The following is a 13,348-nucleotide window of genomic DNA, read 5'->3' on the forward strand; positions in this document are numbered from 1 at the left end:
CAATATGAACCGGACTGACATTCTCAATGCGCTGCGCTCAGGGACCAACAAATTTGATGTGGTGGTGGTCGGCGGCGGAATTACCGGCGCCGGCGTGGCCCGGGAAGCAGCAGGCAGCGGGCTGCGCACGCTTCTGGTGGAACAGAAGGACTTTTCCTGGGGTACCTCCAGCCGGTCCTCAAAGATGGTGCATGGTGGCCTTCGGTACCTGGGCAGCGGGCATTACGGTCTTACCCGGGACGCCGTGCGCGAGCGGGAACGGTTAATGGCGGAAGCACCGGGGTTAATTGAGCCCCTGCGCTTCATCATGCCGCACTTTAAAGGCCAGTTCCCCGGACCGCGCCTGTTCCAGACACTGCTTCGGGTTTACGACTTTATTGCCCGCAACCGAAGCCGCCACTTTCTGACCCCGGCCGAATCCATGCTCTGGGTGCCGGGCCTGACGGGCGAAAAACTCGCCGGCGCCAGCGGTTTTACCGATGCAGTCACCGACGACTCGCGCCTGGTCCTGCGCCTGATTGCCGAAGCCCGGCGGGACGGAGCCATGTGCCTGAATTACACAAGAGCCGGTGAAATAAAGCGCAGCAACGGCGATGTATCCGGCTTGCTGATTCAAGCAGAGGAAAACGATACGCCCATTGAGGTCTTCGCGCCCCTGGTCATCAACGCCACCGGTGCCTGGGCAGATCGGCTGCAGTCCAGCGAGACCTCTGAAGACACCATGCACATCCGGCCCCTGCGTGGCAGCCACCTGGTGCTGCCCTGGTCCAGTCTGCCGGTGTCCTGTTCGGTTTCCCTGTTTCATCCGGAAGATGGCCGCCCGGTGTTTGCCTTCCCATGGCTGGGCACCACCGTTCTCGGCACCACCGATATCGACCATGAGGGAAACCTGGATCAGGAGCCGGTGATTTCTGAATCCGAGACCGCCTACCTGCTTGAAATCGCCTCACGATTGTTTCCGGGCAGCCCCATTACCCGAAGCGACATCCTTTCAACCTGGGCCGGTGTAAGGCCGGTGGTAACCGATGGTACGGGTAAGGCGCCGTCCAAGGAAAACCGGGAACACGCACTTCGGGTGAATCGGGGGCTGGTCAGCATTGCCGGCGGCAAGCTCACCACCTTCCGGGTCATCGCCCGCGAGGCACTCGTCCAGGGGCTTGGAGAAGACGCCAGCAAGGTTCTGCGGCCCGCATCCAAACCGGTGTTTCAGGGCACAGATCACCCCTCAAGGCCAGCCACCATTAGCCACCAGTGCTGGCAGCGACTGCAGGGGTTCTATGGCCCCGAGCTTGATCAACTGCTTGCTTCGGGCCCACTGGAGCCTGTCACTCCAAATCGGGCTTCCAACCTGCTCTGGGCGGAGCTTTGCTGGGCGTGCCGGAGAGAAGATGTGCAGCATCTGGATGACCTGCTTCTGCGACGAACGCGGTTAGGCATGGTACTACCGAATGCCGGCGAAGCCCTTCTCCCGCAGATTCGTAACCACTGCCAGCCGCTGCTTGGTTGGGCTGACCAGCGTTGGGAGGAGGAACAGGCCCGCTATCTGTCGATCTATCACAACGCCTATTCGCTGCCACCGCAGGAGGCCTCCGATGCCAGCTGAGCCGCTCATCCTGGCCATCGACAATGGCACCCAGAGCGTTCGGGCGCTGCTCTTCGATACCAGTGGCAATCTGGTGGGCAAAGGCAAGCAGGAAATAGAGCCCTATTTTTCGAGAGAGCCCGGCTGGGCCGAGCAGCACCCGGACTACTTCTGGGAGCAGCTCGCGGAAGCCTGCCAATTGCTCTGGAGCTCCACAGACGCGACACCGGATCAGGTTGCCGGCGTTACCGTGACCACCCAGCGCGGCACCGTCATAAATCTGGATGAAAATGGACAGCCTCTACGTCCGGCAATCATCTGGCTCGACCAGCGCCATGCAAGGGTAGAAGGCCCCGTCAAAGGGCCCTGGGGATGGCTGTTCAAAGTTGCACGTCTGGCAGACACTATCAACCGGTTCCGGGAAAAAACCCAGGCCAACTGGATCGCTCAGAATGAACCCGAGATCTGGGCCAAAACCCGGCATTTCCTGTTGCTGTCCGGCTATCTCAACTACCGACTCACTGGAGAATTCCGGGACTCGACCGGCAGCCAGGTGGGATACCTGCCATTCGACTATAAAAAGCATCGCTGGGCCGGCCGGCGGGATTTCAAATGGCAGACGATGCCAGTCGAGCCTTCCATGCTGCCTGAGCTGGTTGCACCCGGCGAAACACTGGGCCATTTGACCGACGAAGCCTGCAAGCACCTGGGCCTGGCAAAAAGCCTCCCAGTAATCGCCGCAGCTTCCGACAAGGCCTGCGAAATTCTCGGCTCCGGCGGGCTGACACCCGATATCGGCTGTATGAGCTATGGCACCACTGCCACCATCAACACCACCAGCCAGCGTTACGTCGAACCGATCCGGCTGATGCCGCCCTATCCGTCTGCGTTGCCCGGCCATTACTCGACGGAGGTCATGATCTACCGGGGTTTCTGGATGGTGAGCTGGTTCAAGCGGGAGTTCGGGCTGAGAGAACAGAAACTGGCCGAGGAACGAGGTATCGAGCCGGAAGCGCTGTTCGATGAACTGGTCAAGGCAGTGCCACCAGGATCCATGGGCCTGATGCTTCAGCCCTACTGGTCACCCGGCGTGCGCCAGCCGGGGCCGGAAGCGAAAGGCTCGATCATCGGGTTCGGGGACGTTCACACCCGTTCCCACATTTATCGCGCCATCCTCGAAGGTCTGGCCTACGCGCTCAGGGAAGGAAAGGAAAAAATCGAGAAGCGAAGCGGCGTGAAGATCAGGAAATTGCGAGTGGCCGGCGGTGGCTCACAGAGCGATGCGGCGATGCAACTCACCGCCGATGTGCTCGGGCTGCCGGCCGAGAGGCCTCACACCTATGAGACCTCCGGGCTCGGCGCCGCCATTGATGCCGCTGTCGGGCTAGGGCTGCATCCGGATTTCGACACCGCCGTGGCGAAGATGACCCGGGTTGGCGACGTTTTTCATCCCAACGAAGAAACCCGGGCTCTTTACCAGCGGCTGTATTCCGAGGTTTATCTGAAGATGTACCCTCAGCTTCAACCCCTGTACCGGAAAATCCGCGAGATTACCGGCTATCCCCGGTAACGCTCTCAGCGACCAACTCAGCGGTAATCGCAGAGAGCGTCCAGCCCAGGTGACCGTGACCGGTGTTGTAGAACACGGTCGGCAGGCGACCTGGCCCAACCCTTGGCATCATGTTCGGCAGCATTGGCCGCAAGCCTGCCCAGGGCACTACCTTGCGAGTACAGACACCTGGGAAGCACTGCTCAACCCAACGGGTGAGCGGGCGGATGCGGTCGTCCTTGATATCGCGGTTGTAACCGCTGAACTCGGCGGTACCGGCAACCCGGAAACGACCATCGCCCAGGCGACTGGTGACGATCTTGGTAGCATCGTCCAGCAAGCTGACGGTTGGTGCCGCCTTTTGCGAGGCTTCGTCGTCCAGCTCCACGGTAATTGAGTACCCCTTAACCGGATAGATATTCACCCGGTCACCCAGCTTTTTCGCGAGCCCGCGGCTGCCGACGCCGGCACAGATCACCACGCCGTCAAATGTGTCCCGGGACTGTTCGGTGCCATCGTGGGCGGTCACCCAGGCATTACGCTCATCGGCGCTCAGCTCGGTCACCGTGTGGCCATAACAGGTTTTAACGCCCAGCCGCTTGATGGCATCCGCCAGTCCATTGGTGAACTTGTGAATATCACCGGTGGAGTCACTCTCTGTGAAAAACCCGCCGTAATAGTTGCCGGCCAGGGTCGGCTCGATGGATTTCATTTCCTCCGGGGTCACCGAACGGCGCTCAAGGCCACCAGCCGCCAGCAGGCGCGATACCTTTTCAGCGTGGTCAAACCCGGCCTTGTCCCGGTAGATGTGCAGGATACCCTGCTTCTTCAGATCGAAATCGATGCCTTCTTCCTGCGCCCAGGCAAACAGGTGATCGCGGGCGGCAATAGCCAGGCGAGCGGTTTCCGTGGTGTTTTTCTCGTACTGGGGAATAGCGGCAATGAACTCGGCGAACCAGCTCAGCTTGTGCCAGGACGGCTTGGGATTGACCAGCAGTGGCGCATCCCGGCGGGACATCCACTTTATGCCCTTCATCACGGTCTGCCAGTTGTTCCAGACCTCTGCGTTGGAAGCAGAGAGCTGTCCACCGTTGGCGAAGGAGGTTTCCATCGCCGCATAGCGATGCTTCTCGTAAACCGTAACGTCAAGCCCGCGCTTGGCAAGGGTGTAGGCCGTGGTAATACCAGTGATACCACCGCCAATTACTGCGATTCGCTTCATTCCAATCTCCGTGAGCGCCAAGGGTTTCCTCCCTGCTCGAAATGGCAGAAAGCACCCCTTCCGTCACGGGACCTGAGAGATTCACGAGCCGTTTTAACGAAAACGGTCGTTTGCTCCTTCGGTGTGCCGACTGACGCGATTGTCGACAGCTCTTCGGAAAGTATTCATGCCAGCGGTCCTTTTGCCTGAGAGTTTCCGGGGCAGTTGCTCCTTCGGCGCTGATCGCAAGGGATTCAGTCTCTCCCGCAGACATGTCTGATTGGTAATAAAACCCAACCCACGGGCCTAAACATAGCAAATAACCCGGAGCCAGGAAACCAGCCTCTGCACAGCTTGGGCCGTATGGGTTAAGGTAAAAAGCATGAAACACGCCTTGAAGACCCGAAAACAGCTCCAGCAGCAACTGGAACAGGCCCACGACTACGAGCACTGGTGCGAGGCCGCTACCGCGCTCGATGACATGGACGGGCTGCTGGACTGGCGCGAGCAGGAAGAGACCGGGATGCTGAATGAAAGCCTGATGCGCAAGCACATGGGCCTCATGGACCATTGCCGGCAGAATGGCGACACGCGGCGACTGATCCGGATCCTTCAGGAGAGCCTCTACCGTCACCTGGGCGAATTATCCTATCCCGATCTTTACACCGTGGCGCGCAGCGGCACCAATCGGTTGGTGGGTGAATTCCTGGATGCCGTCGAGACGTCCATGGAATTCATTTGCGACCACCCTATTCCGGAAGTGACAACCGCCCGAAAACTGAAAATGTTTCAGGACGCCGAGCGGGTCTATGGCCGGCCAGCCCTGATGCTCAGCGGGGGTGCGGCCTTTGGTATTTACCACATCGGTGTCACCCGGGCGCTCTGGCGACAGGATCTGCTGCCGGATGTCATGGCCGGTTCCAGCATGGGTGCCATCGTGGCGGGTGCCATCTGCACACGGAACGACAAGGAACTGGCAGAGTTCTTTAACCATCCGGAACGGATTCACCTGAATGCCTTCCGCTGGCTCGGCGTCACGGAAGGCTTGAGGGCCGGCCATGCCATGGATCCACGCCAACTTCAGGAGCATCTCCAGCACAATCTGGGCAGCGTCAGTTTCAAGGAAGCCTATGAGCACAGTGGCCGAACACTGAATATCTCCGTCTCCCCCACCCGCACCCAGCAGAAACCACGGCCACTCATCGAGCAGGCCTACGCCATGACCAGTCAGCAATACCTCGGGGACATCAACATCCATTTCCCGCCCAAGGCGTCCCTTTACCGAAAGGTCCTCTCCAACCCGAGCCCTGAAGATCTCGAGATGTATATCAATCTCGGTGAACAGGCCACATGGCCACGGCTGGACATGATCAAGGACCAGACCAGGATCAGCCGGGCATTCGATCGCTGTATCGCCAGGCTGGAGCAAGAGCTGGAGCAGGAGCAGGAAACCGCAGAGCAGACTGCAACGCCGCTCTAGAGACAGCACCGCCCTACCAATCAGTAAACCAACTAGATAACCCTGGGATCCCGAACTATTCTCATTCTATTGCATCATCGCTTCGCGAAACGTTTATCGCTAATCATGAGGATGCTGACCCGCAATGGATATTGGACAAGGAAGTCGCTCGGCTACCGAGGACAGTGAAAACAGGTTTTACGAGCTGATCGAGAGTCTGCCCATGGTGGCTGTTCAGGGATACGACAGACACCGCCGGGTAATTTATTGGAACGAAGCAAGCGCGCGCATTTATGGCTATTCCCGGGATGAAGCGCTGGGAGAGCTATTGGAAGACCTGATCATTCCCGATCACATGCGCACCGGTGTGATCGAAGCGCACCGCAATTGGCTTGAGAAAAACATCAGCATTCCCTCCGACGAACTCGAATTGAAGCACAAAGAAGGGCACCTGGTCCCCGTCTACTCCAGCCATGTAATGATCAAACAGGACAGCGGCGAATGTGAGATGTTCTGCATCGACATCAGCCTGGAGGAGCAGAAACAAGCCAGAGACGAGCTTTACCGGCGCGCGAGTTTTGACGACCTGACCGGATTACCCAACCGGCATTTCATGGAAGCCGAGTTGTCGAGCCGACTGGATGAGGCTGATCGCCTGCAACAGGAATTAGCGGTCGTTTTTATCGATCTGGACAATTTCAAAATCATCAACGATACCCGTGGCCACCATCATGGTGACAGTCTCCTGAAAGCGGTGGCCGAAACCTTGAGGGCCGAACTTCGAGGCGGAGACCTGTTGAGCCGCTTTGGCGGGGACGAGTTTGTCTTGCTGATCTTCGATTTCGAAGGCCCTGAAGGTATTCATGAACTTGTTTGTCGGTTGATAGACGCTCTGGAACACAGAGTTCATCTGGAAGGCGACTGCTACCAGGTTACCGCCAGCTTTGGCGTGAGCCTTTTTCCGCACAACGGAACCACCGTGGCTGAGCTGATGGGCAATGCAGACGCCGCCATGTATCAGGCCAAAGAAACCGGCAAGAACGGCGTGTGCTTCTACACCCCGGATATCAATGACAGGCTGGTCAGTTATCAGGAAATCACCAACCTGCTCAGAGACGCCTTGAATAACGATGGCCTCGAATTGTTTTTCCAGCCCCAGATCAGCCTCGCGGATCGCACATGCGACTCCTGCGAGGCGCTTCTTCGTTGTTTTCACGGTCAATCCCGGGCAGTTTCACCAGCCATTTTCATTCCCGTGGCTGAAAAGTCTGGCCTCATCAACCGGATAGGCGAATGGGTAATCGAAGCAGCCTGCAAACAGCTCAGCGCATGGAAGAAAACCCCTTTGGAAAACCTGCGGGTTGATATCAATCTCTCGGGACGACAGCTCACCAATCCACACCTTGCGAGCCATATTCTCGAAACGGTGGAACGTTACAATCTTCAGCCTCACCAGCTTGGGGTGGAGCTGACTGAAAACGAGGTTTTCGGCAGCGATGAAAGCCAAACCAAACAGTTGGAAAAACTGAAACAGGCAGGCGTGCACATTTCGATCGATGACTTCGGTACCGGACACTCCTCGCTCGTCTATCTCAGAAAGCTCCCGGTTTGCGGAATAAAAATCGACAGGAGCTTTCTTCAACATGCCATGCAGAACAGCGCCGACATGGCCATCATGGAGGCAATGGTTACCGTCGGCCACAGTCTGGGCCTCAGCGTGCTGGTCGAGGGTGTTGAAACGGATGAACAGGCCCAGATGGTAACGGACCTTGGTTGCGACCTCGCTCAGGGTTTCCTCTATGCCAAGCCCATGCCGGCAAACAAAGTTGAAGAATTCCTGGCCAGCTTCTGACCAGGAAAGCACTACCCCTGTTCAAACTCCCGAACCAACTCCTGCAGGAAATACAGCCCGGCGGAACTCAGGAAACAGCGGCCTGCACCGGCTCGAAACAGGAGGTGGCGTTTATCGAGGTAGTCCAGGGCTTCCGGCAGGCCTTTCTCAAACCGTGCGGCCCTCAGGATTTCCTGGTATTCCTCATCGCTCGCCAGGGCCAATAGGTCTTGCTCGTTCAGCCCGGCGTCGGGCCGGCCAAGGTATTCAAGATCCCGACCGCTGCGTGCGAAATAACGCCCTATCAGCAGCAGGATCACCTGCACGCGGAAGGCGTTCTCGTCGTGCTCTTCATTCTCGTCGTCACTGCTTTCCTTGAGGAAGAAAAACGCGCCGGTTTCGTTGAACACCAGCTCGCTGCCCAGGTGCTCGTATAAGGTCCGGAAGTGGGACAGATGGTTATACAGCAGATTGTAGAGCGGATTGGCACGCAACTCCGAGCGGTTGCTGTCCCACACATCACGCACAATCACCCGGCCGGCCTGGAATTCCCGGTAGATCGCGGCGCTGTGGGCCGGGAGGATTTCTTCAAATTCAGACATTCTGTTGCTCCAGGCGACGCTTTCGGTAGACAAACTGTTCACTGTCGGATGACTGATCGAGGATTCGGAAGCGATTGGTAGTCACCACCTGCAAGCCCTCGGGGGGCGAGTTTACCAGCCGGTTCAACGCCGCCAGCAGGTCCGGGAAGCGATAGCCGGGGATAAACCCGTCCAGGCGCCCGTGAAGCTCACGTACCAGATCGGTTGTTGGCCGCAGCTCCAGAGTCTCCAGCCATTGATACAGCTGGTTGATGCGCTGGACATCAATCCGGGTGTGCCGGCCGCTGCCATCCACTTGCTGCAGAACCGGCACTTCAGCCTTGCGTCGGAGGTCGTTCAGGCGCAGCTCCAGTTCGCTGAACAACAGCTGGTAGTAGCTGGACGATTCACCGAAGGCGTAGTGTTTCGGGCGTTGCTGGGCCCGCAGGCCGATCAGGAAGCCGGTGCTGCGGGCAAAGTCTCCACCTTCCAGCCATTTTCGTTTCAGGCTGAGGGTCTCGGTTTCCCCCTTGAGTTCCTGCAGCTTGCCGTAGAAATGCTCCATGGCGTTGTACTGGACCATGCCCTGGCGCGTCTTGCGCAGGAAGTGCTCCACCTCCTGGGCCACCGCCTGAATGGGTTTGTACAGGGCGTTCAAACTAATGGAGGAACGGAACAACTGATCTGCCAGGCTGTGATCGCCGTGATTTTCCAGCAACCGCACCATCGCTTCCAGGGTTTCGAACAGGTTGCTGCCATCCGGCAGCCGCGTATCCGGGTTCAAAAACACCAGGGTCGGCTTGATGTGGCGCTCGTACAGGGTAACGATCTGCTCAAACAGGTTCTGGCGGAACTCAAGGAATTTCTGGGGCGCCCGGCTGGCGTCGCCGGAGAGATCCGCAAGCTGCGCACTGATGGTCTGCATGCGCAGGACATTCTGGCGCAGCAAACCGATGAGCTGGCTCACCCGCTCGTTCAGATCATCCCTCAGTTCGGTGTAGTCCGGATCGGCGTCGCTGAAAGAGCTGGTCTCGAGCCGATTGCGCACGTCCCGAAGGGTTACAAGATGGCCGCGAAGCCGAGCATCCGTCAGTTCCTGGTACAGCGACGCGTTGCAGGCACGCATCAGGTTGATCAGGGCATCCTGAAACACCAGCCGCCGCTCACCTTCGGCCTTGATGATGTCGATCACCAGGCCGCTGCGGAACATGTTGTCGGTATTCAAAGCCAGCCGCACCCGATCCCGGTCGGCATTGCCAAGGCTGCGGGTATAGTCCATCACCTCGGCCACCAGATCGCTTTCGCGGATATACCGGGCTTCGTTACGGTCCATCCGCTCAATCGTCCGGAACAGGATCTTCGGGTGCTCGAACAGCAGCCGGGTGGTATCCAGGGTGCTGAAGCGTTTACTCATCCGCCGGCTCCAGCAGGCTGTTCTGGGTCTGATCGGCCCATTGGCTCAGGGATTCGCCGTTGGTAAAGCCCTCGGCCCCGCCCCAGAACACCAGGGTGCGCTGCGGGCTGTAGGGGCGTGCGGTGCGCATCTGCCCCACTTCCAGGTGCCGGCCGATCAGGTAGATCACTTCAGCACTGGCACTGTGAGTGGCGGCAGAGAACAGGTTGAAGCCCTGCTTGCGTAACCGCTCCAGCAGCGAGGGCATCTGGCTGATGTCCACGCTGGCCAGCTCATCCAGCACCATGGGGAACGACAATTGAACGCCCGGGTACAACACCCGTTTCAGCAGCCGGTACACCAGTTCCAGATTGATCAGGGCCGTGGTGGAGGTGGACTGGCCCTTCTTGTCGAGGCTTGTGGCGTTTTCCTTCCGGGTTCTGTAGGAAATGCCGGTGATCACCTTGTCCATGGTCAGGCGCTTGCTGCCGCCCTCCCCGAAAAAGTCCGCCACGAACACCCGCAAACGGTCATAAAACGCGTCCGACTGCAGCTGGTTGCCATAGGGGTCGATGTTGTTCGCTTCTTCCACCAGATTGCGGAATTTCGGATCGGTATGAATATCCACGCGGATTTCCACCAGATCGTTGATGCGCACCCCTTCGAGCTCACGGTTCAGTTGCGCCTCGAAACGGGCAATGTGCTCGTGGTTGGATTTCAGGGCCTGCCGGTAGCTGGCCACGGTTTCATTGTGGATGCCCACCTGCTGCTCAAGCACATTCCAGCGCTCTGCCATGCCGGCAAACAGATCTGAGAGACCTTTGAACGTTTCCCGGATAGCCGATGACGCGGGGCTGTCTTTCTGCAATTCGCCTTCGGTGTCGTCGTGGATGCCCAGATACACGAACTGACGAAGGTGGTCGAGGATACTGCGACGGCGCTCCTCCAGGTCGTCCAGCTGGGTTTGAAGGTCATCAAACGCCGCCACAGACACCTGCTCAATGTCCAAAGGCTGTTCCGCTTCCACCGCTTTCAGATGCGGGAACCGGTGCTCTACCGTGCCAACACTCCGGCTGAGGCCCGCCAGTTCCCGTTCCCGCTCCTCGATCCGCTCTTTTTCAGCCCTGGCTTTGGCCGCCTTCTGCTGCACCGCATCCTGCTTTTCCTGCTCCAGCCGGGCCTGCTCTTCCAGTTTGGCCAGCTGTTCCTCTGCTGCCTGCTTTTCGTCGGTGGCGTCCCGAAGAGTGGTCGCGGCGGCCGGGAAACGCTGCAGCGTTTCCAGATCTTTCTCAATGGCACGGATTTCTTTCTCGGTGCGCTCGATCAACCGTGGCCGGTCATGTTCCTGGTTGGCAGTGTCCGCCAGCTCGGCCCGCTCCTTCTCCAGCCCATGAAGCTCACCTTCAATATGCCGGCGCTGCTCTGCAAAGTCGGTCTGCCGCGCTGGCTGGGCCTGATATTCGGTATCGAACCAGTCAAAGCCTTTATCGGTGGGTACAAACAGCCGGGCGAATGCCTCGATGGCCGCCTTACTGTCGGCGTCCAGGTCCTGGCCGGGGCTCGCCATCACCAACCGGGGGTCCACCGCCCGCAGCGGCGCGGCAGTGGCCTCGTCCAGCTGGTTCTGAAGCTGCCAATGTTGCTTGCTTTCCCGTTCCTTCAGGGATTCCAGCTTGCGCTCAAGCTCCTGCTTCTTTTTCTGGATCTGTTCCAGACGGATCTCGGCCTGGGCGGCACTCTTGAGAGCAGCCAGGTGCCCTTTCTTGCTATCGAGTTCCTCTTTCTGGATGTCCTCGATTTCCTGAAGGGTCATCTCCCCGTACTGGGATACCAGCAGATCGCCATCTTTCTGGTTCTGCTCGGCCTGCTTGATGCGACGGTCGGCGGAACGGATCTCGCCCTTCAGGCCACTGGCGTCCTGCTCCAGTTTTTTCAGAGCCTGGAGCACATGGCGCAGGGTCTCGTTCTGTTCATTGAACGCCTCTACTGCGGCTTTACGCCTGGCGCCAATATCCTGCAAGGCATGGGTGACGCCATCCCGGAAAGCCGCAAAATCGTGCTGGCTGCGAAGCAGGGTTTGGTAGGCCTGATAATCCCTTTGCAGCTTCTCGAACCGTGAACGCTCTTTTTCAATCTGATTAAGCTGGATTTGCTGTTGCTTCAGTTGATCGTGCCGGTTGAGAAACTCATCGATATTGAAATCGAAGGCATCGTCGGCAAACTTCTTGTCCGCCTCGATAATGCTGGCCACCGCGTTGGACATGGCCTGATCGTCTGCCTTCATTTCAAACAGCAACAGGATCAGCGTGCGCAGCGACTGCACCCGGCGCTCGTCGGACTCACCCAGGGGCAGCACCGAATAGCGTACGGCATCGGCGTTCATTAGCTCGCTGCTGTACAACATCTGTTTAAGCTTGGCCGGTTCATTGACCAGTCGGGTATCTTTGGAGAACTTTTTCAGCGCCTCGGACAAACGGCTGAACGACAGCTCCGGCACCGCCTGGCCGATTCCGTCCTCACCATCGCCATTCCAGAACAGCGGCCGCAGCTGGTCGTAACCAACCGGCACGAAAGCGCGGGCATAACTGAGCTGGCTGGCGCTGTCCCGGTACAAAATCTGGCAATGCACCCCCGCCGGGTTCTCCGCTTCCATGATCAGGAAGCTGAACTGACTGGGGAAATAATGCTGGTAGCTTTCCTCGTTAGAGTAGAAGCTGCCGGCACTGGCATTGCGGAACGCGAATTTCTTGCGACTGTTCTTGAAGTTGTTTTCCGGCAGCAGAAACAGACGCAGGGAATTCAGCAGACTGGACTTGCCCAGATTGCCCGGGCCCAGGATCAGGCCGTGGTTATCCACCGGAATTTCCACGTAACAGAAGCCGGCGGAATCCACCAACACCAGACGGCGAATACCAAAATTGAAATTGCCTGGGCTCCCCTGGGAGTCACTCATCCAGAATCATCTCCTGTTCCATAAATTTGCCGGTAGCTCGAAACGCCTCTGCCAGGGGTACAAAACCAAGCCCCTCTGCCAACGAAATCGCCCTTGTGAATCGTTCGGTGGTGTCCGGTAGTTTGCGGAACCGGCCCAGCCATGGCTGCCAGTCGGGCGGCTGAACAAAGGTGGCTTTGTCACCGAGCGAGGCTGCGATCGTCGAGAACATTTGCAGACCACCCGCATCATAATCGAATGCGCAGAATACTTCTTCATAGCCCTGCAACCAGTCGAGAATCGCGCGCCGGGTCACCCGGTTACCACTGCCCAATACCACATCGCAGTCCGCCAGATGCAAGGCCCAGCCAAGAGCCTCACCGGTAAACTTCAGCATCTGCTGATATTGGTAGAAGTTACGCTCGTTTTCTATTACCAGCACGGAGCCGGCGCGCTGAAAACCGATGTCAACAGAATCGCTCTTGATAACAACCACATCCGGACGGCTGGATGCCAATACCCCATGGTAAACCAGAAGAAAACTTACCTCAGTACCATGGCGATGAGAGTCACCTTTTCTAGCGGCGTCTACTCTGTTTAAGGGAGCCTCCGCGACGTTCTGCAGCTCCGCGAAAGCGGTTTCATCCCGGACCGTGACCAGCCATCGGTTGGACTGGACCTTTTCTGTGGCAAACATGTCCCGATGGCGCCGGCGAAACTGCTCCGGAAGCTTTTTCAGGAAGGCTTCATAATTAATCGGTTGGCCACGCAGGATTTTGTCGAGATAGTCGTTCAAGGGCGTACCACGGTTATTCTTGGA

General features: G+C 58.2%; 9 protein-coding genes and 1 riboswitch. Of the genes, 4 read left to right on the forward strand and 5 right to left on the reverse strand.

Annotation, left to right across the window (positions count from 1 at the left end; genetic code table 11):
* Window positions 1-4: 4 nt before the first annotated feature.
* A complete protein-coding gene (locus tag AC13DD_RS17885; RefSeq protein ID WP_008171201.1) occupies window positions 5-1,603 on the forward strand; it encodes a glycerol-3-phosphate dehydrogenase/oxidase in 1,599 nt (532 codons plus the stop codon).
* The gene (locus AC13DD_RS17890; RefSeq protein ID WP_008171202.1) at window positions 1,593-3,152 is read left to right on the forward strand and encodes an FGGY-family carbohydrate kinase; all 1,560 of its coding nucleotides are present in this window, start codon (window positions 1,593-1,595) and stop codon (window positions 3,150-3,152) included. The genes AC13DD_RS17885 and AC13DD_RS17890 overlap by 11 nt, the downstream gene beginning before the upstream one ends.
* Here AC13DD_RS17890 and AC13DD_RS17895 read toward each other — a convergent pair.
* A complete protein-coding gene (locus AC13DD_RS17895; protein ID WP_008171203.1) occupies window positions 3,133-4,353 on the reverse strand; it encodes a D-amino acid dehydrogenase in 1,221 nt (406 codons plus the stop codon). The genes AC13DD_RS17890 and AC13DD_RS17895 overlap by 20 nt on opposite strands.
* A 163-nt stretch (window positions 4,354-4,516) precedes the next feature.
* Window positions 4,517-4,609, reverse strand: a riboswitch (glycine riboswitch).
* 105 nt (window positions 4,610-4,714) lie between these two features.
* Here AC13DD_RS17895 and AC13DD_RS17900 point away from each other — a divergent pair.
* Together AC13DD_RS17900 and AC13DD_RS17905 are read left to right on the forward strand one after the other, a co-directional pair.
* Window positions 4,715-5,812 carry a DUF3336 domain-containing protein gene (locus tag AC13DD_RS17900; protein ID WP_482931546.1) on the forward strand — a complete coding sequence of 366 codons (1,098 nt, stop codon included), beginning with the start codon at window positions 4,715-4,717 and terminating at the stop codon, window positions 5,810-5,812.
* Window positions 5,813-5,936: 124 nt separating this feature from the next.
* On the forward strand, window positions 5,937-7,643 hold the full coding sequence (locus AC13DD_RS17905) for a putative bifunctional diguanylate cyclase/phosphodiesterase (RefSeq protein WP_482931547.1): 1,707 nt from the start codon (window positions 5,937-5,939) through the stop codon (window positions 7,641-7,643).
* Between the two features lie 11 nt (window positions 7,644-7,654).
* On the opposite strand, the gene AC13DD_RS17910 is transcribed toward AC13DD_RS17905, so the two are convergent.
* Genes AC13DD_RS17910 through AC13DD_RS17925 form a run of 4 tightly spaced genes read right to left on the reverse strand, consistent with a single transcriptional unit; the run spans window position 7,655 to window position 13,324 of the window.
* The gene (locus tag AC13DD_RS17910; protein WP_273082263.1) at window positions 7,655-8,224 is read right to left on the reverse strand and encodes a condensin complex protein MksE; all 570 of its coding nucleotides are present in this window, start codon (window positions 8,222-8,224) and stop codon (window positions 7,655-7,657) included.
* A complete protein-coding gene (locus tag AC13DD_RS17915; protein ID WP_273082260.1) occupies window positions 8,217-9,617 on the reverse strand; it encodes a hypothetical protein in 1,401 nt (466 codons plus the stop codon). The genes AC13DD_RS17910 and AC13DD_RS17915 overlap by 8 nt, the downstream gene beginning before the upstream one ends.
* Window positions 9,610-12,549 carry a hypothetical protein gene (locus AC13DD_RS17920; protein ID WP_273082258.1) on the reverse strand — a complete coding sequence of 980 codons (2,940 nt, stop codon included), beginning with the start codon at window positions 12,547-12,549 and terminating at the stop codon, window positions 9,610-9,612. The genes AC13DD_RS17915 and AC13DD_RS17920 overlap by 8 nt, the downstream gene beginning before the upstream one ends.
* A complete protein-coding gene (locus tag AC13DD_RS17925) occupies window positions 12,542-13,324 on the reverse strand; it encodes a hypothetical protein (protein ID WP_104271080.1) in 783 nt (260 codons plus the stop codon). Before AC13DD_RS17925 ends, AC13DD_RS17920 begins: the two co-directional genes overlap by 8 nt.
* Between the last annotated feature and the right edge of the window lie 24 nt (window positions 13,325-13,348).

The sequence above is a fragment of the Marinobacter sp. L-13 genome, assembly GCF_056857715.1.

What these genes read in the sequence shown, in the direction of transcription:
- AC13DD_RS17885 (WP_008171201.1), top strand. Translation starts at nt 5, where the DNA reads ATGAACCGGACTGACATTCTCAATGCGCTGCGCTCAGGGACCAACAAA.
- AC13DD_RS17890 (WP_008171202.1), top strand. Translation starts at nt 1,593, where the DNA reads ATGCCAGCTGAGCCGCTCATCCTGGCCATCGACAATGGCACCCAGAGC.
- AC13DD_RS17895 (WP_008171203.1), bottom strand. Translation starts at nt 4,353, where the DNA reads ATGAAGCGAATCGCAGTAATTGGCGGTGGTATCACTGGTATTACCACG.
- AC13DD_RS17900 (WP_482931546.1), top strand. Translation starts at nt 4,715, where the DNA reads ATGAAACACGCCTTGAAGACCCGAAAACAGCTCCAGCAGCAACTGGAA.
- AC13DD_RS17905 (WP_482931547.1), top strand. Translation starts at nt 5,937, where the DNA reads ATGGATATTGGACAAGGAAGTCGCTCGGCTACCGAGGACAGTGAAAAC.
- AC13DD_RS17910 (WP_273082263.1), bottom strand. Translation starts at nt 8,224, where the DNA reads ATGTCTGAATTTGAAGAAATCCTCCCGGCCCACAGCGCCGCGATCTAC.
- AC13DD_RS17915 (WP_273082260.1), bottom strand. Translation starts at nt 9,617, where the DNA reads ATGAGTAAACGCTTCAGCACCCTGGATACCACCCGGCTGCTGTTCGAG.
- AC13DD_RS17920 (WP_273082258.1), bottom strand. Translation starts at nt 12,549, where the DNA reads ATGAGTGACTCCCAGGGGAGCCCAGGCAATTTCAATTTTGGTATTCGC.